This is a genomic window from Streptomyces sp. NPDC088261 (assembly GCF_044740805.1).
Taxonomy (GTDB): domain Bacteria; phylum Actinomycetota; class Actinomycetes; order Streptomycetales; family Streptomycetaceae; genus Streptomyces.
The window spans coordinates 256,413-283,091 of the sequence record NZ_JBIURL010000009.1 but is presented as its reverse complement, the minus strand read 5'-3'; the positions used below and the strand labels follow the sequence as shown (position 1 = coordinate 283,091).

The 26,679-nt window shown below is 71.3% G+C and carries 22 protein-coding genes and 1 pseudogene; 18 read left to right on the top strand and 5 right to left on the bottom strand.

Annotated features, from left to right (window positions below):
- The first annotated feature begins 201 nt into the window (after window positions 1-201).
- From arc to prcA, 6 genes and pseudogenes are all read left to right on the top strand, one after another.
- Window positions 202-1,968 carry a proteasome ATPase gene (gene arc, locus ACIODU_RS19960; protein ID WP_356428880.1) on the top strand — a complete coding sequence of 589 codons (1,767 nt, stop codon included), beginning with the start codon at window positions 202-204 and terminating at the stop codon, window positions 1,966-1,968.
- A gap of 251 nt (window positions 1,969-2,219) precedes the next feature.
- On the top strand, window positions 2,220-3,731 hold the full coding sequence (dop, locus tag ACIODU_RS19955) for a depupylase/deamidase Dop (protein WP_356428877.1): 1,512 nt from the start codon (window positions 2,220-2,222) through the stop codon (window positions 3,729-3,731).
- Between the two features lie 135 nt (window positions 3,732-3,866).
- Window positions 3,867-4,085, top strand: coding sequence for a ubiquitin-like protein Pup (locus tag ACIODU_RS19950; RefSeq protein WP_356428874.1), 219 nt, complete (start codon window positions 3,867-3,869; stop codon window positions 4,083-4,085).
- Window positions 4,086-4,199: 114 nt separating this feature from the next.
- Window positions 4,200-4,391 (top strand): annotated as a pseudogene (locus ACIODU_RS19945) (endonuclease VII domain-containing protein); the annotation flags it as partial.
- A complete protein-coding gene (gene prcB, locus ACIODU_RS19940) occupies window positions 4,343-5,188 on the top strand; it encodes a proteasome subunit beta (RefSeq protein ID WP_356428871.1) in 846 nt (281 codons plus the stop codon). The pseudogene ACIODU_RS19945 and the gene prcB, both read left to right, overlap by 49 nt.
- 53 nt (window positions 5,189-5,241) lie before the next feature.
- Window positions 5,242-6,060 carry a proteasome subunit alpha gene (gene prcA, locus ACIODU_RS19935; protein ID WP_356428868.1) on the top strand — a complete coding sequence of 273 codons (819 nt, stop codon included), beginning with the start codon at window positions 5,242-5,244 and terminating at the stop codon, window positions 6,058-6,060.
- Window positions 6,061-6,122: 62 nt separating this feature from the next.
- On the opposite strand, the gene ACIODU_RS19930 is transcribed toward prcA, so the two are convergent.
- On the bottom strand, window positions 6,123-7,190 hold the full coding sequence (locus ACIODU_RS19930) for a LacI family DNA-binding transcriptional regulator (protein ID WP_401769115.1): 1,068 nt from the start codon (window positions 7,188-7,190) through the stop codon (window positions 6,123-6,125).
- 125 nt (window positions 7,191-7,315) lie between these two features.
- Between ACIODU_RS19930 and ACIODU_RS19925 the strand changes: the two genes are divergently transcribed.
- From ACIODU_RS19925 to ACIODU_RS19870, 12 genes are all read left to right on the top strand, one after another.
- Window positions 7,316-8,575, top strand: a complete 1,260-nt coding sequence (locus ACIODU_RS19925) for an MFS transporter (RefSeq protein WP_401769114.1) — start codon at window positions 7,316-7,318, stop codon at window positions 8,573-8,575.
- A gap of 9 nt (window positions 8,576-8,584) precedes the next feature.
- Window positions 8,585-9,946, top strand: coding sequence for a Pup--protein ligase (gene pafA, locus ACIODU_RS19920; RefSeq protein WP_356428859.1), 1,362 nt, complete (start codon window positions 8,585-8,587; stop codon window positions 9,944-9,946).
- Window positions 9,947-10,119: 173 nt separating this feature from the next.
- Window positions 10,120-11,139 (top strand): FKBP-type peptidyl-prolyl cis-trans isomerase, encoded by a 1,020-nt coding sequence (locus tag ACIODU_RS19915; protein WP_401769112.1) that lies wholly within the window; start codon window positions 10,120-10,122, stop codon window positions 11,137-11,139.
- Window positions 11,140-11,192: 53 nt separating this feature from the next.
- On the top strand, window positions 11,193-11,564 hold the full coding sequence (locus ACIODU_RS19910) for an FKBP-type peptidyl-prolyl cis-trans isomerase (RefSeq protein WP_356428853.1): 372 nt from the start codon (window positions 11,193-11,195) through the stop codon (window positions 11,562-11,564).
- Between the two features lie 132 nt (window positions 11,565-11,696).
- The gene (locus ACIODU_RS19905) at window positions 11,697-12,653 is read left to right on the top strand and encodes a helix-turn-helix transcriptional regulator (RefSeq protein ID WP_401769110.1); all 957 of its coding nucleotides are present in this window, start codon (window positions 11,697-11,699) and stop codon (window positions 12,651-12,653) included.
- Between the two features lie 134 nt (window positions 12,654-12,787).
- On the top strand, window positions 12,788-13,744 hold the full coding sequence (locus tag ACIODU_RS19900) for a helix-turn-helix transcriptional regulator (protein WP_401769108.1): 957 nt from the start codon (window positions 12,788-12,790) through the stop codon (window positions 13,742-13,744).
- A gap of 74 nt (window positions 13,745-13,818) precedes the next feature.
- Window positions 13,819-14,127 (top strand): hypothetical protein, encoded by a 309-nt coding sequence (locus tag ACIODU_RS19895; RefSeq protein ID WP_401769106.1) that lies wholly within the window; start codon window positions 13,819-13,821, stop codon window positions 14,125-14,127.
- 9 nt (window positions 14,128-14,136) lie between these two features.
- On the top strand, window positions 14,137-14,334 hold the full coding sequence (locus ACIODU_RS19890; RefSeq protein WP_356424993.1) for a hypothetical protein: 198 nt from the start codon (window positions 14,137-14,139) through the stop codon (window positions 14,332-14,334).
- Between the two features lie 217 nt (window positions 14,335-14,551).
- Complete coding sequence (tatA, locus tag ACIODU_RS19885) at window positions 14,552-14,848, top strand: Sec-independent protein translocase subunit TatA (RefSeq protein ID WP_327237408.1); 297 nt, start codon at window positions 14,552-14,554, stop codon at window positions 14,846-14,848.
- Window positions 14,849-14,891: 43 nt separating this feature from the next.
- Window positions 14,892-15,842: a twin-arginine translocase subunit TatC gene (tatC, locus tag ACIODU_RS19880; protein ID WP_356424990.1), complete on the top strand. Its 951-nt coding sequence runs from the start codon at window positions 14,892-14,894 to the stop codon at window positions 15,840-15,842.
- Window positions 15,843-15,897: 55 nt separating this feature from the next.
- Window positions 15,898-16,851: a diacylglycerol kinase gene (locus ACIODU_RS19875; protein ID WP_401769104.1), complete on the top strand. Its 954-nt coding sequence runs from the start codon at window positions 15,898-15,900 to the stop codon at window positions 16,849-16,851.
- Window positions 16,852-16,896: 45 nt separating this feature from the next.
- Window positions 16,897-19,725 carry a DEAD/DEAH box helicase gene (locus ACIODU_RS19870; RefSeq protein ID WP_401769102.1) on the top strand — a complete coding sequence of 943 codons (2,829 nt, stop codon included), beginning with the start codon at window positions 16,897-16,899 and terminating at the stop codon, window positions 19,723-19,725.
- 70 nt (window positions 19,726-19,795) lie between these two features.
- Here ACIODU_RS19870 and atzF read toward each other — a convergent pair whose 3' ends face one another.
- Genes atzF through ACIODU_RS19850 form a run of 4 tightly spaced genes read right to left on the bottom strand, consistent with a single transcriptional unit; the run spans window position 19,796 to window position 26,567 of the window.
- Entirely contained in the window at window positions 19,796-21,457 is a 1,662-nt protein-coding gene (gene atzF / locus ACIODU_RS19865) for an allophanate hydrolase (RefSeq protein WP_401769100.1), read from the bottom strand.
- Window positions 21,458-25,090 (bottom strand): urea carboxylase, encoded by a 3,633-nt coding sequence (uca, locus tag ACIODU_RS19860; RefSeq protein WP_401769098.1) that lies wholly within the window; start codon window positions 25,088-25,090, stop codon window positions 21,458-21,460.
- A complete protein-coding gene (locus tag ACIODU_RS19855; RefSeq protein ID WP_401769096.1) occupies window positions 25,087-25,719 on the bottom strand; it encodes an urea amidolyase associated protein UAAP2 in 633 nt (210 codons plus the stop codon). The genes uca and ACIODU_RS19855 overlap by 4 nt, the downstream gene beginning before the upstream one ends.
- Entirely contained in the window at window positions 25,716-26,567 is an 852-nt protein-coding gene (locus ACIODU_RS19850; protein WP_401769094.1) for an urea amidolyase associated protein UAAP1, read from the bottom strand. The genes ACIODU_RS19855 and ACIODU_RS19850 overlap by 4 nt, the downstream gene beginning before the upstream one ends.
- Window positions 26,568-26,679 lie beyond the last annotated feature (112 nt).

Genomic DNA, 26,679 nt, shown 5'->3' with positions numbered 1-26,679 from the left:
GGTGTTGAACACTCCGACGATACAACCGGCTGCTTTCCGGTGGCGCCGGGTGGGTATTGCACTGGCGTGAGGGAGCGTGAGGGAGAGCGCAAGAGTGAAGATCGGACACACCCGGCAGTCTTTGTGATCTAGGGGTTTCAATCACCACCCACGCAGGTAGGGTCAGGAAGCGTCCAGCTCCCCTTGGAGGAGGTGAGGACCGTGGCAGCCCACGACGACGACATCAACCGCGGTAACCGGCCGGGGCGGGGGTCAGAAGACCCAGCCGGCCAGGTTGCCTATCTCGAGCAGGAAATCGCCGTCCTGCGACGAAAGCTCGCCGACTCTCCGCGGCACACGAGGATTCTCGAAGAGCGGATCGTCGAGTTGCAGACGAACCTGGCGGGTGTGTCCGCGCAGAACGAGCGGCTCGCCAATACGCTCCGTGAGGCCCGCGACCAGATCGTGGCCCTCAAGGAAGAGGTCGACCGGCTCGCGCAGCCGCCGGCCGGCTTCGGCGTCTTTCTGCAGGCGAACGAGGACGGAACGGCCGACATCTTCACCGGGGGCCGCAAGCTCCGGGTGAACGTCAGCCCCAGCGTCGAGCTCGAAGAGCTCAGACGCGGCCAGGAACTCATGCTCAACGAGGCCCTCAACGTGGTCGAGGCCATGGCCTACGAGAGCGCCGGGGACATCGTCACCCTCAAGGAGATCCTGGAGGACGGCGAGCGCGCCCTGGTCATCGGGCACACCGACGAGGAACGGGTGGTACGGCTCGCCGAGCCGCTGCTCGACATCAACATCCGCCCGGGCGACGCCCTGCTCCTCGAACCCCGCTCCGGATACGTCTACGAAGTCATCCCCAAGAGCGAGGTCGAGGAACTCGTCCTCGAAGAGGTCCCCGACGTCGACTACGACAAGATCGGCGGCCTCGGCGGCCAGATCGAGATGATCCGCGACGCCGTCGAGCTCCCGTACCTCCACCCGGACCTCTTCAAGGAACACGAACTGCGGCCGCCGAAGGGCATCCTGCTCTACGGCCCGCCCGGCTGCGGAAAGACCCTCATCGCCAAGGCAGTCGCCAACTCCCTTGCCAAGAAGGTCGCCGAAGTCACCGGCCAGCCCGCCGGGAAGAGCTACTTCCTCAACATCAAGGGCCCCGAGCTCCTCAACAAATACGTCGGCGAGACCGAGCGGCACATCCGCCTGGTCTTCCAGCGCGCCCGCGAGAAGGCCAGCGAGGGCACCCCCGTCATCGTCTTCTTCGACGAGATGGAATCCCTCTTCCGCACCCGCGGATCCGGCGTCAGCTCGGACGTGGAGAACACCATCGTCCCCCAGCTGCTCGCCGAGATCGACGGAGTGGAAGGCCTGGAGAACGTCATCGTCATCGGCGCCTCCAACCGGGAAGACATGATCGACCCCGCGATCCTGCGGCCCGGACGACTCGATGTGAAGATCAAGATCGAGCGCCCGGACGCGGAGGCCGCGAAGGACATCTTCGCCAAGTACCTCAAGTCCTCGCTGCCCCTCCACGCGGACGATCTCTCCGAGCACCACGATTCCCGCGACGACGCGGTGCACGGCATGATCCAGACCGTGGTCGAACGGATGTACACCGAGTCCGAGGAGAACCGCTTCCTCGAAGTCACGTACGCCAACGGAGACAAGGAAGTCCTCTATTTCAAGGACTTCAACTCCGGTGCCATGATCCAGAACATCGTCGACCGGTCGAAGAAGATGGCCATCAAGGACTTCCTCGACCACAACCAGAAGGGCCTCCGCGTCTCCCACCTCCTCCAGGCCTGCGTGGACGAGTTCAAGGAGAACGAGGACCTGCCCAACACCACCAACCCGGACGACTGGGCCAGGATCTCCGGAAAGAAGGGCGAGCGGATCGTATTCATCCGCACCCTCGTCACCGGAAAACAGGGCGCGGACACCGGACGCTCCATCGACACGGTCGCGAACACCGGTCAATACCTGTAGAAGCGCGGACCGGCTGCGGATGTCCGCGAGGGCATCCGCAGCCGGTTGCTTTCCGCCACCCGTTCCGACCGCACCATCCACCACACCAGGCCAATGACGGAAATGATCTCCCCACCGGCGCTCAGGCGTTCTAGGCTCAGTGATACCGCCGAGTCGCGCAGTGCGGGGACGGGCACCGCACGCGCACCGGAGCACCAGCGGTACTTGAGCGCCGCTCCCGGACGGGAGCGACGCCGGGCAAGGAGGGCCGCATGACCGTACGGCGAGTAATGGGCATCGAGACGGAATACGGCATTTCCGTCCCGGGCCACCCGAACGCCAATGCCATGCTCACCTCGTCCCAGATCGTCAACGCCTACGCGGCGGCGATGCACCGGGCGCGCCGCGCCCGCTGGGACTTCGAGGAGGAGAACCCGCTGCGGGACGCACGGGGCTTCGACCTCGCACGGGAGACGGCCGACTCCAGCCAGCTCACCGACGAGGACATCGGCCTGGCGAACGTGATCCTCACCAACGGAGCACGGCTCTACGTCGACCACGCCCACCCCGAATACAGCTCCCCGGAGATCACCAACCCCCGCGACGCCGTCCTCTGGGACAAGGCCGGCGAACGCATCATGGCCGAGGCCGCCGAACGGGCCGCCCAGCTCCCCGGCGCCCAGCCCATCCACCTCTACAAGAACAACACCGACAACAAGGGCGCGTCCTACGGCACGCACGAGAACTACCTGATGAAGCGGGAGACCCCCTTCTCGGACATCGTGCGCCACCTGACGCCCTTCTTCGTCTCCCGGCAGGTCGTCACCGGCGCCGGCCGGGTCGGAATCGGCCAGGACGGCCACGAGCACGGCTTCCAGATCAGCCAGCGCGCCGACTACTTCGAGGTCGAGGTCGGGCTGGAGACGACACTCAAGCGGCCCATCATCAACACCCGCGACGAACCGCACTCGGACGCCGAGAAGTACCGCAGGCTCCATGTGATCATCGGCGACGCGAACCTCTCGGAGATCTCCACCTACCTCAAGCTCGGCACCACCTCGCTCGTCCTCTCGATGATCGAGGACGGCTTCATCAACGTCGACCTGGCCGTCGACCAGCCGGTCCGCACGCTGCACCAGGTCTCGCACGACCCGACCCTGGCCCGGCTGATCACGCTGCGCAGCGGGCGGACACTCACCGCCGTACAGCTCCAGATGGAGTACTTCGAGCTGGCCAGGAAATACACCGAGGAACGGTACGGAGCCGACGCCGACGAGCAGACCAAGGACATCCTGGTCCGCTGGGAGGACACGCTGAACCGGCTGGAGAACGACCCGATGAGCCTGTCGGGGGAGCTCGACTGGATCACCAAGCGAGAGATCCTGGAGGGCTACCGCCGCCGGGACAACCTGGACTGGGACGCGGCGCGGCTGCACCTCGTGGACCTTCAGTACGCGGACGTACGCCCCGAGAAGGGCCTCTACAACCGCCTGGTGGCCCGCGGCAAGATGTCCAGGCTCCTGGACGACCAGGACGTCGAACGCGCCAGGACCAAGCCTCCCGAGGACACCCGGGCCTACTTCCGCGGCCGCTGCCTGGAGCAGTACGCGGACGACGTGGCGGCCGCCTCGTGGGACTCGGTCATCTTCGACCTCCCGGGCCGTGACTCACTGCAACGGGTGCCGACGCTGGAACCGCTGCGCGGTACACGTAACCACGTCAAGGAACTCCTGGACCGCTGTCGTACGGCGGAAGACCTGGTCCGAGTGCTGTCCGGCGGCTGAAAAGGCCCCCGGAAGGGAATCATGCGGGTGGCCCCCGGACGTTGTAGCAACTGCGGGGCCGATGTCGGACCCGGCTTGTAGGGTCTGATCAAGAAGTCACATCGAGCGGGGCGAACCGAGCGGGGTGTGAGGGATATGGCGACCAAGGACACAGGCGGCGGACAGCAGAAGGCGACGCGTTCCACGGAGGAGGTCGAGGAGCAGACGCAGGACGCGTCCACGACCGAGGACCTCAAGGAACGCCAGGAAAAGCTGTCGGACGACGTGGACTCCGTTCTGGACGAGATCGACGACGTACTCGAAGAGAACGCGGAGGACTTTGTGCGCTCCTTCGTGCAAAAGGGCGGACAGTAGTCACGGATGTGAACGAGGTGAAGGGGTGCTCCCGATCGGGGGAGCACCTGCCTCGTGGGGCGCTCGGGCCGTGTCGCGGCGGCGGTGGTGACGGCCCGTCCGATCCGCGAAGCTGCTCCGGCAGTTCATGTGGATCACTGTCACGAGACGGGTAGGGTCCGTGGCGTACTGTGCTTCAACTGCAATTCGGCCATCGGTAAGTTGGGAGACGATCCCGACACCTTGCGTCGCGCCATCGCTTATCTGGAGGGAAACGCGTGGAAGCCAACACTCGTAGCACCGGGCGTCTACCAGCTGCCTTCCTGACGCCCGGGTCGTCCTCGTTCATGGATTTCCTGTCCGCGCAGTCGCCGGACATGCTGCCGGGCAAGCGGTCGCTGCCGCCTCTCCAGGGTGCGATCGAGGCGCCGCACGGCACGACGATCGTCGCGGTGACGTTCCCGGGTGGGGTGGTGCTGGCCGGTGACCGGCGGGCGACCATGGGGAACATGATCGCGCAGCGCGACATCGAGAAGGTCTTCCCGGCCGACGAGTACTCGGCCGTGGGCATCGCGGGCACGGCGGGTCTGGCCGTGGAGATGGTGAAGCTCTTCCAGCTGGAGCTGGAGCACTTCGAGAAGGTCGAAGGGGCCACGCTCTCCCTGGAGGGCAAGGCCAACCGGCTCTCCACGATGATCCGCAGCAATCTGGCGATGGCCATGCAGGGCCTGGCCGTCGTCCCGCTCTTCGCAGGCTACGACGTGGACCGCGGCAAGGGCCGCATCTTCTCGTACGACGTGACGGGCGGCCGCTCCGAGGAGACGGGGTACGCGTCCACCGGGTCCGGTTCCATCTTCGCCCGGGGCGCGATGAAGAAGCTCTACCACGAGGAGCTGACGGAGCAGCAGGCCACGACGCTGGTGATCCAGGCGCTGTACGACGCGGCGGACGACGACTCGGCGACGGGCGGCCCGGACGTGGCCCGCCGGATCTACCCGATCGTCACGGTGATCACGGAGGACGGTTTCCGGCGGCTGAACGACGCGGACTCCGCCGAGATCGCCCGCTCGATCCTGGAGCGCCGCCTCCAGCAGCCCGACGGGCCGCGCGCCGCGCTGCTCTGACCGCCACCCCTCTTCTGAACACCATGCCACTGACAGAAAGGGACGGATAGCCGGTGTCGACGCCGTTCTATGTCTCACCCCAGCAGGCGATGGCCGACCGGGCGGAATACGCCAGGAAGGGCATCGCCCGCGGTCGCAGTCTGGTTGTGCTCCAGTACGCCGACGGCATCGTCTTCGTCGGCGAGAACCCGTCCCGGGCGCTGCACAAGTTCAGCGAGATCTACGACCGGATCGGCTTCGCGGCCGCCGGCAAGTACAACGAGTACGAGAATCTGCGGATCGGTGGTGTGCGCTACGCGGATCTGCGCGGCTACACCTACGACCGCGACGACGTGACGGCCCGTGGCCTCGCCAACGTGTACGCGCAGACGCTGGGCACGATCTTCTCCAGTGCCGGTGAGAAGCCGTACGAGGTGGAGCTGGTGGTGGCCGAGGTGGGGTCCACGCCGGACGGTGACCAGATCTACCGGCTGCCGCACGACGGCTCGATCGTGGACGAGCACGGCTCGGTCGCGGTGGGCGGGAACGCGGAGCAGATCAGTACGTTCCTGGATCAGCAGCACCGTGAGGGCATGTCGCTCGCGGAGGCGCTGAAGCTGGCGGTGCAGGCGCTGTCGCGGGACACCAACGGTGGTGAGCGGGAGATTCCGGCCGAGCGGCTGGAGGTGGCGGTCCTGGACCGTGAGCGTCCGCAGGCGCGGAAGTTCAAGCGGGTGGTGGGCCGTCAGCTGGCGCGTCTCCTGGAGGCGGACGGGGCGGCGTCGACCCCGACGGACGCGCCGTCGGACACGGAGGACGCGGAGCCCGGCTCCGACTCCGGTTCGGGCTCCGACTCCGGTTCGGGTGGGACGTCGGCGGACTCCGACAAGTAGGTTCCGACAAGCAGGTGAGGTAGCGCGCGGGGCGCTGAGAGCCTCGTACGTACCGGACGGCTTTACGCGCCGGGCGGGCCGAGTGATGGCCTGCCCGGCGTCGTGCTGTCCGGCGCCGGTGCGGGTGCCGGTGCGGTGGAGCCCCGTACCACGAGGGAGACGGGAAGGTCGCCCGGCTCGGGCCGCCGGCCTTCGAGGACGGCCAGGAGCGCCGTCATGCCGCGTTCGCCCACCTGTTCGGCGGGGAGGCGGACGGTGGTGAGCTCCGGTTCGACGGCGGTGGCCAGCGCCAGGTCGTCGAAGCCGGTGACGGACACGTCGTCGGGGACGCGGAGGCCGAGGTGGCGTACGGCCTTGCAGGCGCCCGCGGCGAAGATGTCGCCGTCGCAGACGACGGCGGTGGGGCGGGGGCCGGGGCCGGTGAGGGCGCGCAGGGCGGCCTCCTTGGCGGCGCCGACGTCGAAGGGCGCGGTCACAGTGGTGACGCTCGCGTCGGGGACGTCCCGCACGGCGTCGGCGAGGGCTCCCGCGCGTACGCCGAAGGTCCAGGAGTCGACGGCGGACGCGAGGTGGACGAGGCGGCGGTGGCCGAGGCCGAGGAGGTGGCCGGTGACCTGCCGGAAGCCGTCGGCGATGTCGAGGTTGACCTGGGCGGCGGCTCCGGGGGCGGCCGGATCGCTGTCGAGCATGACGAGGGGCAGTCCGGTGGCGCGGATCGCGGCGAGGGCGTCGGTGGCCATGGAGGAGGCGATGACGCCGTCGAGTGCGGTGCGGGCGGAGCCGAAGGGGTCCCTGGCGGGTCCGACGCCGGCGGGTGAGGGGTAGATGACGACGCCGAAGCCGTGTGCGGCGGCGACGGCCGCGGCGCCGGTGTAGACGCGGGCGAAGAACTCGTTGGTGAGCGCCGGTACGACGAGCAGGGCGGTCCTGGTGCGGCCGAGGCGCAGGCTGCGGGCGGCGAGGTTGGGGGTGTAGCCGAGGGTCCGCGCGGTCTCGCGCACCTGGGCGGCGGTGGGTTCGGAGACCCGGCCGCGCCACTTGTCGCCGAGGACGAGCGACACCGTGGCCTGGGAGACGCCGGCGGCGCGGGCCACGTCCCGGCTGGTGGGCCGCGGGGGCTGTGCTGTCATGGCTGCCGATCTCGGTGGTGTGGACCTGCGGACTGCTCTCATGGTACGTATGACGTCCGCACGTTATACGTAAAACTCGGCAGGCCGGAAGGGATCCGGCCACGCCGGGCACGAGGGGACGGGACATGGCCGCGGGGTACGCAGACATACTCAGGGCGCCGCACGCGGCGCGCCTGCTGACGGGCACGCTGGTGGGGCGGCTGCCGAACGCCACGGCCCCCATCGCGATCGTCCTGCTGGTGCGCGCGGCGGGCGGGAGCTACAGCCTGGCCGGCGGGCTCGCGGCGGTGTACGGCATCGCCAACGCGGTCGGCCAGCCGCTGCTCGGCCGGGCGGTGGACCTGTACGGCCAGCCGCGGGTCCAGCTGCCCGCCGCCGTGGTCTCGGCGCTGGGCGCGGTCCTGCTGGTGACCGCCGGCATCGGGTCGCTGCCGGTGGCGTACGCGGCCGTGGTGGTCGCGGGTCTGGCCACGCCGCCGCTGGAGGGCGGGCTGCGGGCCCTGTGGCCCCGGGTCCTGGGTGCGGAGGAGCGGGTGCACCGGGCGTACGCGATGGACGCGGTGGCCCAGGAGGTGATGTTCACGGTCGGCCCGCTGCTCGTGACGCTGCTGGTCTCGCTGTGGTCGCCGGGCGCCGCCCTGCTGGTCCTGAACGCGGTCGGGGTGCTCGGCGCGCTGTCGGTGGTGCTGTCGGAGCCGTCGCGCGCCTGGCGTTCGGCGCCCCGGGAGGCGCACTGGCTGGGCGCGCTGCGCTCGCCGGGGCTGCTGGCGCTGCTGGGCGCGTTCCTGTTCGTGGGCATCGCGCTGGGGTCGATCACGGTCGCGGGGGTGGCGTACGCGGACGACCACGGCCGGGAGGCGGTGTACACGTGGCTGATGGCCGCGCTGGGCCTGGGGGCGCTGGTGGGCGGGTCGGTGTACGGGGCGCGGGAGTGGACGGGTGCGCCGGAGCGGCGGCTGCGGGTGATCGTGGCGCTGCTGGCACTCGGCTATCTGCCGCTGATCCTCACCCCCGGTGTCCTGGCGATGACGGCGTTCGCCACCGTCGCCGGGGTGTTCCTCGCGCCGGCCATCGCGTGTGCGTTCCTGGTGGTGGACCGGCACGCCCCGCGGGGCACGGTCACGGAGGCGTTCTCGTGGCTCGTGACGACCTTCGGGGTGGGCGCGTCCCTGGGGACGGCCGTCGCGGGACCGGTGGTGGAGCTGGCCGGGACGCCGGCGAGTTTCGCCGTGGCGGGGGCGGGCGGGACCGCCGCGCTGCTGGTCCTGCTGGCCACTCAGCGGGTCCTCTCGGCTCCCGTCCGTCCTTCGAATGCCGTACCCCTGATCGAAAATGATCGAAGCGGGGCGGCCGAACCCGGTTTGGGCTCAGGCCATCAGGCGTAATGTTCAGACATGGACCGCCGCATTTTCGGGCTGGAGAACGAGTACGGCGTCACGTGCACGTTCAGGGGACAGCGCCGACTGTCACCTGACGAAGTGGCGCGCTACCTCTTCCGCCGTGTTGTCTCATGGGGCCGCAGCAGCAATGTCTTTCTGCGGAACGGCGCCCGCCTCTACCTCGATGTCGGTTCGCATCCGGAATACGCCACTCCCGAATGCGACAACGTGACCGAGCTGGTCACCCACGACAAGGCCGGCGAGCGCATTCTCGAAGGCCTGCTCGTCGACGCCGAACGCCGCCTGCACGAGGAGGGAATCGCGGGCGACGTCTATCTCTTCAAGAACAACACCGACTCGGCGGGAAACTCGTACGGGTGCCACGAGAACTACCTCGTCGCCCGGCACGGAGAGTTCTCCCGGCTCGCGGACATCCTCATTCCCTTCCTCGTCACCCGCCAGCTCCTCTGCGGCGCCGGCAAGGTGCTCCAGACGCCGCGCGGGGCGGTCTACTGCGTCAGTCAGCGCGCCGAGCACATCTGGGAGGGCGTCAGCTCCGCGACGACCCGCTCCCGGCCGATCATCAACACCCGTGACGAGCCGCACGCGGACGCGGAGCGCTACCGCCGTCTGCATGTGATCGTCGGCGACTCGAACATGTCCGAGACGACCATGCTGCTCAAGGTCGGGGCCACCGACCTGGTGCTGCGCATGATCGAGGCGGGCACGGTGATGCGCGACCTGACCCTGGAGAACCCGATCCGGGCGATCCGCGAGGTCAGCCACGACATCACGGGCCAGCGCAAGGTGCGCCTGGCGAGCGGCCGGGAGGCCTCCGCCATCGAGGTCCAGCGGGAGTACTACGAGAAGGCCGTGGACTTCGTGGACCGCCGGGGCATCCGCACCGGTGTGGTCGCGCAGGTCCTGGAGCTGTGGGGCCGGACGCTGGACGCGATCGAGGCGGAGGACCTCGACCGTATCGGCACGGAGATCGACTGGGTCATGAAGTACAAGCTCCTCGAGCGCTACCGCGCCAAGCACAACATGACCATGTCCAATCCGCGGGTCGCGCAGATAGACCTCGCCTACCACGACATCCACCGTCGCCGGGGTCTCTACTACCTCCTGGAGAAGCGCGGGCAGGCCGCCAGGATCTGCAACGACATGAAGATCTTCGAGGGCAAGTCCGTGCCCCCGCAGACCACCAGGGCCCGGTTGCGCGGCGACTTCATCCGCCGGGCGCAGGAGCAGCGGCGGGACTTCACCGTCGACTGGGTCCACCTCAAGCTCAACGACCAGGCGCAGCGCACGGTGCTGTGCAAGGACCCCTTCCGGTCGGTGGACGACCGGGTGGAGAAGCTCATCGCGGGGATGTGATCCCCGTCCGTACGGGTGTCCGCCGGGGCACTCGTCACGGGTACGGCAGCACGCCAGGACCGCCGCGGTCCTGGCGTGCCGCTGTGTCGGGCGTGCCGGATGAGGTTGATAGCAAACGCACAAGCCGTAGAGTGGCGGGCGTTGCCCTCACCCCCCTAGCCCGAGTTGGACTCATGAACCACACGAAGAACAAGCGCCGTCTCGCTGTGGCACTGGCCGTGCCCGCCCTGCTGCTGTCCGCCGTGGCGTGCGGTTCGGACGACAAGAGCGGTGGTGGCGGTGACGACGAGGGCGGGTCGAAGCCCGTGGTCAAGGTGGAGGGGGCGTTCGGGGCCCAGCCGAAGATCACCACCCCGAAGGACGCCAAGCCCTCGGACAAGCTGATCGCCACGACGGTCATCCAGGGCAAGGGCGCGAAGGTCACGAAGGACAACTTCGTCCGCCTGGACTTCGAGGGCCAGACGATGAAGGACGGCCAGAGCCTCGGCGGCAGCTGGTCCGCGGCGGCGCAGGCGCAGACGAAGGGGCCGCGGCCCCAGCTGGTGTCGCAGCTGAACGAGCTGGGCATCCAGCAGAGCAGCCAGCGGATCCCCGCCAAGGTCCTGGAGGCGGTCATCGGCCAGAAGACGGGCAGCCGCGTCGAGGTGGAGGGGACCGCCCAGGCGCTCATCGGCGCCGGCCTCAACCCGGAGTCGGGCATCAAGGCGACCGACGGCCTGGTGTGGGTCGTGGACGTGGTGAACGCCGCGTCGGTGGACGCGAAGGCCGAGGTCAAGGGCGCACAGGCGGCTCCGGACGCGGGTCTTCCCACGGTGAAGGCCCCGTCCCAGAAGGCCGCGGAGATCACTATCCCCAAGGGCGAGAAGGCCCCCAAGGAGCTGGAGCAGCAGGTCCTGATCAAGGGGACGGGCCCGGAGGTCAAGGCGGGCGAGGGCCTGATCGGGCAGTACACCGGGGTGAAGTGGGAGGACGGCAAGAAGTTCGACTCGTCCTGGGACCACGGCGGTGCCATCGGCTTCCAGATCGGTACGGGCTCGGTGGTGGCGGGCTGGGACAAGGGCCTCACCGGCAAGCACGTCGGCGACCGGGTCGAGCTGGTGATCCCGCCGAAGGACGGCTACGGCGCCGTGGACGGCAACGAGCTCCAGAAGAACACGCTCGTCTTCGTGGTCGACATCATCGGCAAGGTCTGACGGCCGTCTGCGAGACTGGCACGGTTTGAGACTGCGTTCCTAGGAGTAATCACGTGAGCATCGAGAAGCCCGAGGTCGACTTCCCGGGCGGCAAGCCGCCGACCGAGCTGGACATCAAGGAGATCTGGGAAGGTGACGGGGAGGTCGCCAAGGCGGGGGACACCGTCTCCGTCCACTACGTGGGCGTGGCCTTCTCCACGGGCGAGGAGTTCGACTCGTCCTGGAACCGCGGTACGCCGCTGAAGTTCCAGCTCGGTGTCGGACAGGTCATCAAGGGCTGGGACCAGGGTGTGCAGGGCATGCGGGTCGGCGGCCGCCGCCAGCTGATCATCCCGGCGGACCTGGCGTACGGCGACCGCGGCGCGCCCGGGGCGATCGAGCCCGGCGAGACGCTGATCTTCGTCTGCGATCTGGTCGCCGTCTGATCACAACCGGACACCCCGAGGGCCCATGCCGACCGGCGTGGGCCCTCGGCTTTGTCCCACCCCCCGGTGGCGGTACGGTCAGCGGGGCGGGCAGCGTGTGATCCCGCACGACCGAAGGGGAGCAGAGCGTCGATGGCCATTGCCAAGGCCGAGCGGTTGATGAATCTGGCGCTGTGTCTGCTGGGCACCCGCCGCCCCCTCAGCAAGCGCGAACTGCGCGGCTCCATCGAGGCGTATCTGGAAGCCGGCACCGACGACTCCTTCAACCGGATGTTCGAGCGCGACAAGGACGACCTGCGCGAGCTGGGCCTGGTCATCGAGACGGTCGAGAACCTGGACGGGGACACCGGCTATCTGGCCCGGCGGGACAGCAACCGGCTGCCGGCGATCACGCTGGACGCCGAGGAGGCCGCGGCGCTGGGCCTGGCGGCCAAGGTGTGGCAGCAGGCGCGGCTGGCGGGCGCGGCCAGCGGGGCGCTCCAGAAGCTGCGGGCCGCCGGGATGCCGGAGGCGGAGGACTCGTACGAGGCGCACCACAGCGCCCTGGAGCCGCGCATCCCCGTCCACGAGGCGGCCTTCGAGCCGCTGATGCTGGCCTGCCGTGACCGGCGGCCCGTCGTCTTCGACTACCGCAAGGGCAACGCGGCGACCGCGGAGTCGCGCCAGGTCGAGCCGTGGACGCTGGAGTGCTGGCGCGGGCACTGGTACCTGGCGGGCTGGGACCGCGACCGGGGCGCCGAGCGGGTCTTCCGGCTGTCGCGGATCACCGGCCGGGTCCGCTCCCGGTCGGGGTCGTTCAGCGCGCCGGTGCCGGACGTGGTCACCGTACGGGAGACCGTGGAGAGCTGGGCGGGGGAGACGGCGACCCGGTCGGCGCTGATCCGGCTGCGGGCGGGCGCGGGCTACCCGCTGCGGTCGCGGGCCCTGTCGTCGCGGGAGCTGGGCGACGGCTGGGACGAGCTGGAGATCCCGTACGGGCACGGTCTCGACGCCTGGCTGGTGGAGTTCGGCCCCGACGTGGCCGTGGTGGAGCCCGCGGACCTGCGGGCCGACGTGGTGGAGCGGCTGCGCGCCGTGGCCAAGGGCTAGGGCGTGTCCGCGAAGTGGGGTCTGGCTCGCCCTCCGGGCGGACGACCCCACTTCGCGGACACGCCCTAGGGCTCCGGCTCCGGGCGGGGCCCGGCAAGATCCGATCGACATGGCCTGAGGGGAACGCGTACACCATGGCAGCCAACGCCATCGACCAGACCCGGCGGATGCTCTCGCTGGTGACCTATCTGCGGGAGCGCCCCGGCGCGCACGTCAGCGATGTCGCCCGCGCCTTCGGCATCACCGAGGACGAGCTGATCTCCGACCTCGACGTGCTGCCCATGTGCGGGACGAGTTTCCGGGGCGGTGACCTGCTGGACATCGACACCGACGGCGACCGGATCTGGTGGCACAACCCGGACGACGTGGCGGAGCCGCTGCGCCTCGCGGCGGACGAGGCGACGGCGCTGCTGGTCGCGGCCCGTGCGGTCGCCACGCTCCCGGGGCTGCGGGAGGGCGACCGGCAGGCGCTGCTGCGGGCCACCGCCAAGCTGGAGACGGCGGCGGGGGAGGTGGCGGGGGCCAGTTCCCGGCTGTCCGTGACGTTCGAGTCGGAGGGCGGGGTGTTCGCCGAGGTCGACCGGGCCATCTCCGAGCGGCGCCGGCTGTGGCTGCGCTACTACTCCCCGGCGCGCGACGAGTTGACGGAGCGTGAGGTCGATCCGATCCGGCTCTTCGCGGTCGGGCACACGTACATGGAGGCGTGGTGCCGGCTCTCCGAGGACCGGCGTACGTTCCGTCTCGACCGGGTCGCCGAGATCAAGCTGCTGGACGCCCCGGCGGCGCCCCCGGAGCTGGAGCTGCGTGATCTGTCGGCGGGGCTGGTGCAGCCGTCGGCGGACGATCCCGAGGTGGTCGTCGAGGTCGGGCCCGGCGGGCGGTGGGTGGCGGAGTACTACCCGCACGACAGCGCGGAGGAGCTGTCCGACGGCGGGCTGCGCATCACCCTGCGGACCCCCGCGCCGGCGTCGCTGCGGCGTCTGGCGCTGCGGCTGGGCGGGGACGGCCGGATCGTCTCCCCGCCGGAGCTCGCGGACAGCGCGCGGGCGGCGGCGGGCGAGGCGCTGGCGGCCTACGGGGACGACGCGTAGGCCCGTGGGGGCCGGAGACGGTCGCTGGAGGTCGGAGATGGTCGGAGATGGCGAGAGAATGAAAGATGTCGGCAATGTCTGAGATGTCGGAACTCTCCATGGTGGGCCCGGTCCTTTTCAAGGCGGCCTGCCCGGAGTGCCGTGCCTGCTTCGAACTCTCCGCGGGCGCGCTGCGCCTGGCGATAGGGGCGAGCCGGCGCACCACGTTCTACTCGTTCGTGTGCCCCGAGTGCGACGCGGCGGTGCGGAAGCCCGCGGGGGAGCGGATAGTCGAGCTGCTCACCCGCGGCGGGGTCCGGACGCTCCGGCTGACGACCGCGGTGCCGTCGCCCCCACCCGTACCCGCTCCACCCGTACCCGCCGGGCCCGCTCCGGCGGGCTAGGCTCTGGGCATGTTCTGGCCCATGCTCGCCATCGCCCTCGGTTTCTGCGGGATCGCCGTGCTCGGTGTCCTGGCGGTCCGTGTCTTCCTCGAAGTCCAGCGCCTGGGCCGTCAGGTCGCCACCACGACGGACCGGATCAACCGCGCGGCGGAGGATCTGGAACGCGCGGCGACCCGCCTCGCGGCCACCGGTGACGCGTTGCGCTGAGGCAGGTGGTGGCGACCACCCCCTCCTGATTCACAGGACCGGACGGTACGCTCTGACCGTGGCCCCGACGAGGCATGGGCCCCCACGGGGAGTATGCGCAGGCATTGCCCCGCGTTTACCCACTCGGGTTACGATCGCTGACAGCACCATGACGTGACCTCGGTCCGGTGGTACGGGCAGCACCCACCCAGCCGCCTCAGTGAGAAGGAAGTCGCACATGATCGGCAATCTGAAGCCGCTCGAGATCGTTCTGATCATCGTTGTCATCCTGTTGCTGTTCGGTGCCAAGAAGCTTCCCGACATGGCGCGTTCGCTCGGCAAGTCCGCCCGCATCCTCAAGAGCGAGGCGAAGGCGATGAAGAAGGACGACGACGTGCCGGTGCCGCCCGTGGCCGACACGGTGGTCGACCCGACCGCCCAGCAGCAGCCCGTCGCACGGACGATCCAAGCCGCTCCCGGTGATGTCACCAGCTCCCGTCCGGTCACCGAGCCGAACCGCACCACCCAGGGCTGAACCTCTCCACCGACGGCTGCTGTTACGAGACGAGGAACGTGGGTTGCTCAAGTCTGCCCGCAAGCAGGAGAAGGACGCCGAGGGGCGCATGCCCCTCAAGGAGCACCTGCGTGAGCTGCGAAACCGCCTGCTGAAGGCGGTGTTGGCGATCATGGTCATCACCGTCGTCGCCGCGTTCTACTACAAGGACCTGATCGACTTCATGCTGAAGCCGATCCTCGACTCGGTCGGCTGTGTCGACGGCGCGCGCAGGCAGGTGAACGGCAGGCCGTGCGCGGACATGACCGTGAACGGTCTGATCGCGCCCTTCTCCATCGCGCTGAAGGTCTCGCTCGTAGCGGGTGTGGTGCTCTCCACCCCGGTCTGGCTCTACCAGCTCTGGGCCTTCCTGGCGCCCGGTCTGCACCGCCACGAGAAGCGGTACGCCCTCTCCTTCGTCGGAGCCGGGGTGCCCCTCTTCCTGGCCGGTGCCGTCCTCGCGTACAAGATCCTTCCCCAGACCGCGCAGATCCTGCTGGAGTTCACTCCGGACGACGCGCGCAACCTGCTGCCCGTGGACGAGTACCTCGATCTCGTCGTGCGGATGGTGATCGTCTTCGGGCTCGCCTTCGAGCTGCCGCTGCTGCTCGTCCTGCTCAACTTCACCGGGGTGCTGACCGCGAAGCGGCTCGCCTCCTGGTGGCGGATCATGATCGTGGGGATCACCCTCTTCGCCGCGTTCGCGACCCCCACCGGCGATCCGCTCACGATGCTGACGCTGGCGGCGCCGATCGTGCTGCTGTACTTCATCGCGCTGGGCATCTGCCTGCTCAACGACCGGCGCAGGCGGCGCAACAACCCGGACGCCGGTCTGGACGACGACGAGGCGTCCGACCTCGATCTGACCCCCGAGCCGGTCGGCGGGATCGAGCCCGTCGGATCCGTGCCGATGCTGCCCGAGCAGTCCGACGGCGGCCGGAACCACCGGGTCAACGGATACGACGACGTGACGTGAGACCGGCCGTCCCTCTCCACGGGCGCCACCGGCGGTCCCGGCCGTGGGGGCGGCCGTGACCGGGGAGATCACCCTCCTCGTCAATCCCACCGCAGGGCGCGGCCGGGGCGCGCACGCCGCGCGGCCGGCCGCTTCGGCGTTCCGGGGCGCCGGCCTCTCCGTGACCACCGTCACCGGCACGGACGCCGCCGACGCGCTGCGGCGCGCGCGGGACGCCGTCGCCGCCGGGACCGGCGCGCTCGTCGCCGTCGGCGGCGACGGGATGGTCTCCCTCGCCCTCCGGGCCGTCGCCGGTACGGCCACCCCGCTCGGCGTGATCGCCGTCGGCACCGGCAACGACTTCGCCAGGACCCTCGGACTGCCCCTCCGCGACCCGGCCGCCGCGGCCCGCCTCGCCGCCGACGCGCTCAAGCGGGACGGCGGGTCCCCCGTGGACCTGGGGAAGGTGGCCCGGTCCGCCGGTGACGAGGGACAGGCCGGCGGGACCTGGTTCGGTACGGTCCTGGCCACCGGCTTCGACTCCCGGGTCAGCGACCGGGGCAACCGGATGCGGTGGCCGCGCGGCCGCGCCAGGTACGACCTCGCGATGCTCGCCGAACTGGCCGCCTTCCGGCCCGTGCCGTACCGCCTCACCCTGGACGACGGCGCCGAGCGGGAGATCGAGGCCACGCTCGTCGCCGTCGGCAACGGCTCCTCGTACGGCGGCGGCATGCGTATCTGCGCCGGCGCGCGCACCGACGACGGGCTCTTCGACGTGACGGTCGTCGGAAGCTGTTCCCGTACGACCCTGCTCACCGTCTTCCCGCGGGTCTACCGGGGCACCCACCTCGGCCACCCCGCCGTCACTGTCCACCGCGCCGCCCGGGTGACGCTGGCCGCGCCCGGGCTCACCGGCTACGCGGACGGGGAACCGCTCGGCCCGCTGCCGCTCACCGCGGTCTGCGTCCCGGGCGCGGTACGGGTCCTGCGCGCGGAGAGCACGCCGGAGGCGCTGTCCAAGGACGGATAAAGATCGGGCTGACTGTCAGAGGTGACGGGTAGGCTCGACAGCAAGATGACAGAGGACCTCTCCCCAGCCGAGCGGTACGCCGCTTCCCGGATCCGCGCCGCCGAGCAGGCCACGGCGCTCGCCCCCTTCCGTGAGATGTACGACTTCGGGCTGGACCCGTTCCAGATCGAGGCGTGCGAGGCACTGGAAGCCGGAAAGGGCGTGCTCGTCGCGGCGCCCACCGGGTCGGGCAAGACCATCGTCGGCGAGTTCGCCGTGCACCTGGCCCTGGCCGAGGGCCGGAAGTGTTTCTACACGACGCCGATCAAGGCGCTGTCCAACCAGAAGTACGCCGACCTGTGCAAGCGCTACGGCGCCGGCAAGGTGGGCCTGCTGACCGGGGACAACAGCGTCAATTCGGACGCGCCGGTGGTCGTCATGACCACCGAAGTCCTGCGGAACATGCTGTACGCGGGCTCGCAGGCGCTCCTCGGCCTCGGCTATGTGGTGATGGACGAGGTGCACTACCTCTCCGACCGCTTCCGGGGCGCCGTCTGGGAAGAGGTGATCATCCACCTCCCCGAGTCGGTCACGCTGGTCTCGCTGTCGGCGACGGTGTCGAACGCGGAGGAGTTCGGCGACTGGCTGGACACCGTGCGCGGCGACACCCAGGTGATCGTCTCCGAGCACCGCCCCGTGCCGCTGTGGCAGCACGTGATGGCCGGCCGGCGGATGTACGACCTGTTCGAGGAGGAGAGCGACCACGGCGGCCGGGGCGTGGGCAAGCGGGAGACCAACCCCGACCTCGTCCGGCTGGCCCGGATGGAGAACCAGCGCACGTACAACCCGCGCGACCGCCGCCGCGGCAAGATGGTCCGCGAGGCGGACCGGGAGCGCGAGCGCAGACAGCGCAGCCGGATCTGGACGCCCTCGCGGCCCGAGGTCATCGAGCGGCTGGCGGCCGAGGGCCTGCTGCCCGCGATCACGTTCATCTTCAGCCGTGCCGCGTGCGAGGCCGCCGTACAGCAGTGCATGTTCGCCGGGCTGCGGCTCAACAACGACGAGCAGCGCCGGCAGGTCCGCGAGATCGTCGAGGAGCGCACGGCCTCGATCCCGGGCGAGGACCTGCACGTCCTCGGGTACTACGAATGGCTGGAGGGCCTGGAGCGGGGCATCGCCGCGCACCACGCGGGCATGCTGCCGACCTTCAAGGAGGTCGTGGAGGAGCTGTTCGTCAAGGGCCTGGTCAAGGCGGTCTTCGCCACCGAGACCCTGGCCCTGGGCATCAACATGCCCGCCCGGTCCGTGGTCCTGGAGAAGCTCGTCAAGTGGAACGGCGAGCAGCACGCGGACATCACCCCCGGCGAGTACACCCAGCTGACCGGCCGCGCCGGGCGCCGGGGCATCGACGTCGAGGGGCACGCCGTGGTGCTCTGGCAGCGCGGCATGGACCCGGGCGCGCTGGCCGGCCTGGCCGGGACCAGGACGTACCCCCTGCGCTCCAGCTTCCGCCCCTCGTACAACATGGCGGTCAACCTCACCCAGCAGTTCGGGCGGCACCGCTCGCGCGAGCTGCTGGAGACGTCCTTCGCGCAGTTCCAGGCCGACAGGTCGGTCGTCGGGATCTCCCGGCAGGTGCAGAAGAACGAGGAGGGCCTGGACGGCTACAAGGCGGGCATGACCTGCCACCTCGGGGACTTCGAGGAGTACGCGCGGCTGCGCCGCGACCTCAAGGACCGCGAGACGGACCTGGCCAAGCAGGGCGCGGCCCAGCGCAGGGCCGCCGCCGCGTCGTCGCTGGAGCGGCTGAAGCCCGGCGACGTCATCCACGTACCGACGGGGAAGTTCGCCGGCCTCGCGCTGGTCCTCGACCCCGGCGTGCCGGCCGGGCGGGCCAACGGCCACCGGGGGATGGAGTACCAGGACGGGCCCCGCCCGCTGGTCCTCACCGCCGAGCGGCAGGTCAAGCGGCTGGCGTCGATGGACTTCCCGGTGCCCGTGGAGGTGCTGGAGCGGATGCGGATCCCGAAGTCGTTCAACGCGCGCGCCCCGCAGTCCCGGCGCGACCTCGCGTCCGCCCTGCGCTCGAAGGCCGGTCACATCGTGCCCGAGCGGCACCGCAGGGAGCGGGCCGCCGCGGCGGACGACCGGGAGATCGCCCGGCTCCGCACGGAGCTGCGCGCCCACCCGTGCCACGGCTGCGACGAGCGGGAGGACCACGCGCGCTGGGCCGAGCGGTACCACCGGCTCCAGCGGGACACGCGCCAGCTGGAGAACCGGATCGAGGGGCGGACGAACACCATCGCCCGTACGTTCGACCGGATTGTGGCGCTCCTCACGGAGCTGGACTATCTGCGCGGCGACGAGGTCACCCAGCACGGCAAGCGGCTGGCCCGGCTCTACGGCGAGCTGGACCTCCTCGCGAGCGAATGCCTGCGGGAGGGCGTCTGGGAGGGGCTGGGCCCGGCCGAGCTGGCGGCGTGTGTCTCGGCGCTGGTGTACGAGTCGCGGCAGGCGGACGACGCGGGGCCGCCCAAGGTCCCGGCGGGGAACGCGAAGGTGGCGCTCGGCGAGATGGTCCGCATCTGGGGCCGTCTCGACGCCCTGGAGGAGGACTTCAAGATCAACCAGGCGGAGGGGGTCGGACAGCGCGAGCCCGACCTCGGCTTCGCCTGGGCGGTCCACCGCTGGGCCTCGGGCAGGGGCCTGGACGAGGTGCTGCGGGACGCGGAGATGCCGGCGGGTGACTTCGTCCGCTGGTGCAAGCAGGTCATCGACGTGCTGGGGCAGGTCGCGGCTGCGGCGCCCCGGGAGAACAGCACGGTCGCGAAGAACGCGCGCAAGGCGGTGGACGCGGTGCTGCGCGGGGTGGTGGCGTACAGCTCGGTGGGGTGAGGGGCCGTCAGCGGCTCCAGCCGTCTCCCGGGCCGGGTCCTTCTCGGTCCGGGGGACGGCTTTTCGAGCGTCAGCGGGTGAGGTGGGCGCGCCAGCCGCCGTACCGGGTGATGTCGTCGCTGTCTTCGAGTGCGGAGGGTTCGCAGAGGAAGCCGGGGACGCTGGTGGTGTCGGACAGTTCGACGCGGCCCAGGGTCATCGGCCGGGGCAGCGCTGCCGTCAGGGCGCCGAGACCTTCGGTCGGCAGCTGCCAGATCTCGACCTCGATCGCGTGGCCGTCCCGGGAGCCGGTGTGGACCAGGCCCGGTTTGGGCGGGTCGGTGCGCAGGGCGTGCAGGCGGTAGACCGGGGCCGTCGTGGTGGTACGGATCAAGCGGGCGCCCAGCGCAAGGAGTTGGGGGTTCAGCGGCTGGCCCGTCAGGTGGGCGCCCACCACCGCGACCTGGGCGGGCGGGGTGAGCAGGGCCGCGACGGTGGCCAGGTTCTCGTCCGTGCCCGCCGGGCCCACGAGCATCACGCCGAACGGGCGCCCGTCCACCTCGCCGCCCGGGACCGCCACGGCCGCCAGGTCGAAGAGGTTGGTGGAGTTGGTGAACCGGCCGAGGCGGGCGTTGGCGCCCAGCGGGTCGGCCGCCACCTCGGCGAGCGTGGGATGGCCGGGGGTGGTGGGCAGCAGGAGCGCGTCGGCGTCGCCGAGGGCGGTCAGCGCGGTGGCCCGCAGCGCGGCGAGGGCGGCCTGGTCCGCGTACAGCCGGTGCGCGGGGATGTCACGAGCCCGGCGGACGATCGCGGCGACGGTCGGGTCGAGGTCGGGGGAGTCCTGGTCGACAAAGGCGCCGACCGCGGTGTACCGCTCGGCGACGAACGCCCCTTCGTAGAGCATCGCGGCGGCCTCGGTGAACGCCGTCAGGTCGACGGGCGTCAACCGGGCTCCGGCGGCGGCGAGCCGGGCCGCGGCCGCTTCGTACGCCTGCGCCCAGCCGTCGTCCAGCTCGCCGAGCCGTGCGAGCGGCGGTACGGCGACCCGCCAGGGTCCCGGGGTACGGGGCGGGGTGGCGCGGCCGCCGTCCGGCTCGGACATCAGGGCGAGGGCGAGGCGCGCCTCGGGGAGCGTACGGGCGAACACGCCGACGCAGTCCAGGCTCGCGCAGGCCGGGACCACCCCTTCGGTGGAGACCAGGCCCCGGGTGGGCTTGAGGCCGACGATGCCGTTGAAGGCGGCGGGGACGCGGCCGGATCCCGCCGTGTCCGTGCCGAGTGCGAGATCCACCAGGCCGAGGGCGACGGCGACGGCCGACCCCGAGCTGGACCCGCCGGAGACGCGCAGGGGATCGCGGGCGTTGCGGACCGCGCCGTACGGCGAACGGGTGCCGACCAGGCCGGTGGCGAACTGGTCCAGGTTGGTGGTGCCGAGGACGAGGGCGCCCGCGTCCTTGAGGCGGGCCACGACCGGGGCGTCGTGGTCGGGGAGGTAGGCGTAGGAGGGGCAGCCCGCGGTGGTGGGGAGGCCGGCGACGTCGATGTTGCCCTTGACGGCGAGGAGCCGGCCCGCCAGGGGAAGCGGGGCGCCGGTGCCGCGCCGGGCGTCGAGGACGCGGGCCTCGGCCTCGACGTCGGGCTGCGGGCGCAGCGAGATCCAGATCTCGGGGCGGTCGACGTGCGCGATCCGGGCGTAGGCGGCGCGGACCCGGTCGAGCGCGGAGGGGGCTGCGGGGGCTGAGGCGAGTGTCATCTACGAACTCCTCGGGTCGGGGCGGGGCGGCGACAGCACCAGGAGGGGCGTGCCCGCCTCCACCTGGGCGCCGGGAGCGGTGAGGAGGTGGGTGACCACCCCGTCCGCCGGCGCGTCGACCCGTGACTCCATCTTCATCGCCTCCAGCGCCAGCAGCGGCTGGCCCGCGCTCACCCGGTCGCCCACCGAGACGTTCACCTGCCAGACCGACGCGGCGAATTCGGCCTCCAGCAGGCGGGATCCCGGGGGCAGTGCGATGTCGGTACGGGGGAGCGGCGGCGCGGCCGCCGACTCCGCGCGGGCGAACTCGCCCGACGCCTCCCACGCGTCGCGCTCCGCGCGGAACGCGGTCGCCTGGCGCGCCCGGAAGGCCGCGATCGAATCGGCGTTCTCCGCCAGGAAGCGTTCGTGGCCGGCGAGGGCGAACGTGCCCTCCTCGATGCGGGGGACGAACCGGCCGGCCGCCATGTCCGCGCGCAGCGCCAGCAGTTCGTCCGCCCCGACCGGGTACCACGTGATCCGGTCGAAGAAGCGCAGCAGCCACGGCTTGCCCTCCTCGAACGCGCCGCGCTGCTGTCGGCCCGACCACACCTGGGTCGTGCGGCCCACGAACTGGTAGCCGCCGGGACCCTCCATGCCGTACACGCAGAGGTAGGCGCCGCCGATGCCGACCGAGTTCTCGGCCGTCCAGGTGCGCGCCGGGTTGTACTTGGTGGTGACCAGGCGGTGGCGTGGGTCCAGGGGGGTGGCGACGGGGGCGCCCAGGTAGACGTCCCCCAGGCCCAGGACGAGGTATTCGGCGCCGAAGACCGTGCGGTACACGTCGTCGGGCGAGTCGAGGCCGTTGATCCGGCGGATGAACTCGATGTTCCACGGGCACCAGGGCGCGTCGTCCCGCACCCCCGTCATGTAGCGCTCGATGGCCTCGCGGGTCGCCGGGTCGTCCCAGGACAGCGGGAGGTGGACGGTGCGCGACGGGACGACCAGGGCGTCCGTGGGCGGGAGTCCGGCCTCGATCCGGGTGAGGACGGGGAGGAGGGTCTTCTGGGGGAGGACGTCCGGGTCCAGCTGGATCTGGAGCGAGCGGATGCCGGGCGTGAGGTCCGTGATGCCGGGCAGCGCCTCCGCCCGTACCGCCTCCGCCAGCGCGTGCACGCGCATCCGCAGGGCGAGGTCGAGTCGCATCTCGCCGTATTCGACCAGGACGTTGTCGTCGCCGCTGCGGCGGTACGTGACCGGAGGGGCGTCGGGGCTGTCCGGCCGGGCGCGGCGTTCCCCGCGCCCGAGGATGCCGCCGTCGACCACGCCGAGCCGGTCGGCGACGGGGGGTGTCGCGGGCGCGCGGCGCAGGGCCGCCGCCGCGCGGGCCGTCACGGGGACGAAGCGGACCGTGTCGCCGGGGCGCAGCTGGCCGAGCTTCCAGCGCTGGCCCACCACCACGGTCGCCGGGCAGACGAAGCCGCCGAGGGAGGGCCCGTCGGGGCCGAGGAGCACCGGCATGTCCCCGGTGTAGTCGACGGCTCCGACGGAGTAGGGGGTGTCGTGGATGTTGGAGGGGTGAAGTCCCGCCTCCCCGCCGTCGGTTCGGGACCAGCGGGGTGTGGGGCCGACCAACCGGACGCCGGTGCGGGCGGAGTTGAAGTGGACCTTCCACTCGGCGTCGTAGAACGTCCCCATGTCGTCCTCGGTGAAGAACTCCGGGGCCGCGTGCGGGCCTTCGACCACGCCGATGCGCCAGCCGGTGGGGATGTCGGGCCGTTCGGTACGGGGGACGGGGGCGCCGGGGCCCTTGGATTCGGTGGTGCGTGCGGGGTGCAGGACGTCGCCCGTGCGCAGGGCCCGCCCGCCGTGGCCGCCGAGACCGCCGAGGGTGAAGGTGGCGGCGCTGCCGAGGAAGGCGGGGACGTCCAGGCCGCCGCCCGCGACGAGGACGTACGTACGCAAACCCCGTTCGGCGGGCGCGCCGACGGCCAGTGAGCCGCCGGCGGGGACCGTGAACGGCTCCCACATCGGGGCGGGTTCGCCGTCGACGGTGACGGGGGCGGGCGCGCCCGTCACACAGACGGTGGTGGTGTGGGTGAAGCGCAGGGCCGGGCCCTGGAGGGTGCACTCCAGGCCCGGGGCGCCCTCCTCGTTGCCGAGGGCGCGGTTGCCCAGCCGGAACGACAGGCTGTCCATCGGCCCCGAGGGGGGCACGCCGACCTGCCAGTGGCCGGTGCGGCCCGGCCAGTCCTGCACGGTGGTCAGGGTCCCGCCGGAGGTCACCTCGATGCGCGGGGTCGGGTCGCTGATCGTGGCGAGGGTGGCCGTGGAGTGGGTGGCGGCGCGCACGGACGGGTCGGCCAGGGCTGCCCGTACCAGCCCCAGGTTGGTCTCGATGCCGTCGATCCGGGTCGCGGCCAGGGCCCTGTCCAGGGCGGCCAGCGCCTCGGCGCGGTCGGCGCCGTGCGCGACGATCTTGGCGAGCAGCGGGTCGTACGCCGTGGTCACCTCCGTCCCCGTCTCGATCCAGGAGTCGACGCGGACGTCCGGCGGGAAGGAGACCCGGGTGAGCAGTCCGGCGCCGGGGCGGTGGTCGCGGGAGGGGTCCTCCGCGTAGAGGCGGGCCTCGACGGCGTGGCCCTGCGTCGGGTCCGGTTCCCGTACGACCGACGTCTCGCCCTGCGCGAGGCGCAGCATCCACGCGACGAGGTCGATGCCGTGGACGGCCTCGGTCACGGGGTGTTCGACCTGGAGGCGGGTGTTGACCTCCAGGAAGTACGCCTCGGCGCGGGCGGCGTCGTAGACGAACTCCACCGTTCCCGCCGACCGGTAGCCGACGGACGCGCACAAGTCCCGTGCCCGTGCGGCGAGTTGTTCGCGGACGGCGGGCGGGAGGTCCGGTGCGGGGGCCTCTTCGAGGACTTTCTGGTTGCGGCGCTGGAGGGAGCAGTCCCGGTCGCCGAGGCTGACGACCTGGCCCAGGCCGTCGCCGAAGACCTGTACCTCGACGTGGCGGGCGTTCTCGACCAGCCGTTCCAGGAAGAGTCCGGCGGAGGAGAAGGAGGCCGACGCCACCCGCCGTACCCCCTCCCAGGCCTCCGCGAGTCCCGCCGGGTCGTGGACCGCGCGCATCCCGATCCCGCCGCCCCCGCCGGTGGCCTTGAGCATCACGGGGTAGCCGATCGACTCGGCGGCGGCCAGTGCCGTCGCGAGGTCGGGCAGCAGGTCCGTGCCGGGGGCGAGCGGCACCCCGGCCGCCCGGGCGGCGGCGCGTGCCGTGTGCTTGGCGCCGAACAACTCCAGCTGGTCCGGGGTCGGTCCGACGAAGACGATCCCGGCGTCCTCGCAGCGCCGGGCGAATCCGGCGTCCTCGGAGAGGAACCCGTAGCCGGGGTGGATGGCGCCCGCTCCGGTGTCCTTCGCGGCCCGCAGGATCAACTCCCCGTCGAGATAGGACTCCTTGGGCGCGGCGGGACCGATCCGTACGGCGTGGTCCGCGAGCCGGACGTGGGGGGCGGGGCGGTCGGGGTCGGAGAAGACCGCGACGGTACGGAGGCCGAGGCAGCGGGCGGTGCGGATGATCCGGACGGCGATCTCACCCCGGTTGGCGACGAGGAGGGTGTCGAAGGCGGCGGTGGGCGCGGTGGTCATGAGGCGGCCGCCGTGATCGTCATCTCCACCGGCGTCGGGTCGAAGCCGTTGCAGGGGTTGTTGATCTGCGGGCAGTTGGAGACGAGGACCAGGACGTCGGTCTCGGCGCGGAGGGTGACGCGCAGGCCGGGCGCGGACAGGCCGCCCACGATGCCGAGCGTGCCGTCCTTCTCCACCGGCACGTTCATGTACCAGTTGATGTTGGAGACCAGGTCGCGCTTGCCGAGGCCGTAACGGGCCCCCTCGGAGAGGAAGTTGTCCACGCAGGCGTGCTGCGACCAGGTGTGGTGGCCGTAGCGCAGGGTGTTGGACTCCTTCGAGCAGGCGCCGCCGAGGGTGTCGTGGCGGCCGCAGGTGTCCTCGGTGACCGTCATCAGCGGGGTGTGCTCGTCGGACAGCAGCACACTGCCGGTGGTCAGGAAGATGGAGCCCTGCGCGTGGAGGGTGTCGGGGGCGCTGTAGCGGACGGCGGTGTCGTGGGCGTCGTACACCAGGAAGTCGACGGCCTGGTTGCCGCCGAGGTCGGTGAGGGTGAGGTGTTCGCCCCGGCGGACGACGGCGGACCAGGCGGCGCGGGCGGGGACGACGGCGGAGCGCTGCGTGGTGGTGGGTATGGGCGTCCGGTTCATCGGATCCCCCTGGAGGCCAGTGCTTCGTCGGTGTTGAGGAACGCGCGACGCCCTTCCGGGGTCGCCTCCCGGAGCGGGTCGCCCGGCGGCGTCGGTCCGGCGGCCCAGGCCAGCACCTCCAGCGGGGTGCTCGTGTAGGCGGGGCGCGGGTCGAGCGGGTGCGGCACGTTCGCGATCAGGACGGTCAGGTCCTGCTCGGCGCGCAGAGTGACGGAGCCGCCGGGGCCGTACGAACCGGTGAAGACGAGCGTGCCGTCCTCCCGCACCTGCACGCCCTGGAAGAAGGAGACCGACGGCGGCAGGTTGCGGGGTCCGAGCCCGTGCTTGAGGGCGGCCAGCTTGAGGAGTTCGCGGCCGGCGGGGGTGGCGGAGTGCGGGGCGCCGCCCCCGTACCGCTCGGTGTTCCGCCGCAGGGTCGACGTGCCGCAGAGGGCGTCGTGCCTGCCGCCGGTCGTGTCGGTGACGAGCGAGGCGAGGACGCGGCCCTGGTCGGAGAGGAGCAGCCGGCCCGCGCCCAGGTAGGCGTTCCACTGGACCTTGACGGTGTCCGCCGTGTTGAGCCGCTCCCAGGGGCGGCCGTCCACATGGAGCAGGAGGTGCGCGCAGGCGTCGCCGCGCAGGTCCGTGAGGCGGATCTCGGTGCCGCGCGCCACGGCCCGGTGGGTGTAGCCGCCGCCGGCGACGGTCTCGGCCCACACCAGGTGGCCCGCCTCGCAGGGGGGCGCGGGCCAGTCGGTGGCGGGCACCACCGGCATGGCGTCGGTTTTGGTCCCGGCCTGGGCACGGGCGTGGTCCCTGGCGCCGTACGTCGTGGCTGTCGCTTTCGCTCTCGCCGCCGCTCTTGCCATGGCGTGACCTCCGGTTTCTGTCGTCCGACAGAAATTAGAGGGGCGGGGGGATTCGGGCCGATTGCCCGTCCGTTGCGCGGGAGTTACGGGACGCTCACCGCACGCCGGTCAA

Bases quoted from the DNA above. Each gene is read 5' to 3' on its own strand.
- ACIODU_RS19870 (WP_401769102.1), top strand. From the start codon at position 16,897: ATGACAGAGGACCTCTCCCCAGCCGAGCGGTACGCCGCTTCCCGGATC.
- pafA (WP_356428859.1), top strand. From the start codon at position 8,585: ATGGACCGCCGCATTTTCGGGCTGGAGAACGAGTACGGCGTCACGTGC.
- dop (WP_356428877.1), top strand. From the start codon at position 2,220: ATGACCGTACGGCGAGTAATGGGCATCGAGACGGAATACGGCATTTCC.
- ACIODU_RS19930 (WP_401769115.1), bottom strand. From the start codon at position 7,190: ATGACAGCACAGCCCCCGCGGCCCACCAGCCGGGACGTGGCCCGCGCC.
- uca (WP_401769098.1), bottom strand. From the start codon at position 25,090: ATGACCACCGCGCCCACCGCCGCCTTCGACACCCTCCTCGTCGCCAAC.
- ACIODU_RS19895 (WP_401769106.1), top strand. From the start codon at position 13,819: ATGTCTGAGATGTCGGAACTCTCCATGGTGGGCCCGGTCCTTTTCAAG.
- ACIODU_RS19850 (WP_401769094.1), bottom strand. From the start codon at position 26,567: ATGGCAAGAGCGGCGGCGAGAGCGAAAGCGACAGCCACGACGTACGGC.
- atzF (WP_401769100.1), bottom strand. From the start codon at position 21,457: ATGACACTCGCCTCAGCCCCCGCAGCCCCCTCCGCGCTCGACCGGGTC.
- ACIODU_RS19905 (WP_401769110.1), top strand. From the start codon at position 11,697: ATGGCCATTGCCAAGGCCGAGCGGTTGATGAATCTGGCGCTGTGTCTG.
- ACIODU_RS19925 (WP_401769114.1), top strand. From the start codon at position 7,316: ATGGCCGCGGGGTACGCAGACATACTCAGGGCGCCGCACGCGGCGCGC.
- ACIODU_RS19890 (WP_356424993.1), top strand. From the start codon at position 14,137: ATGTTCTGGCCCATGCTCGCCATCGCCCTCGGTTTCTGCGGGATCGCC.
- ACIODU_RS19915 (WP_401769112.1), top strand. From the start codon at position 10,120: ATGAACCACACGAAGAACAAGCGCCGTCTCGCTGTGGCACTGGCCGTG.
- ACIODU_RS19855 (WP_401769096.1), bottom strand. From the start codon at position 25,719: ATGAACCGGACGCCCATACCCACCACCACGCAGCGCTCCGCCGTCGTC.
- tatA (WP_327237408.1), top strand. From the start codon at position 14,552: ATGATCGGCAATCTGAAGCCGCTCGAGATCGTTCTGATCATCGTTGTC.
- ACIODU_RS19900 (WP_401769108.1), top strand. From the start codon at position 12,788: ATGGCAGCCAACGCCATCGACCAGACCCGGCGGATGCTCTCGCTGGTG.
- ACIODU_RS19950 (WP_356428874.1), top strand. From the start codon at position 3,867: ATGGCGACCAAGGACACAGGCGGCGGACAGCAGAAGGCGACGCGTTCC.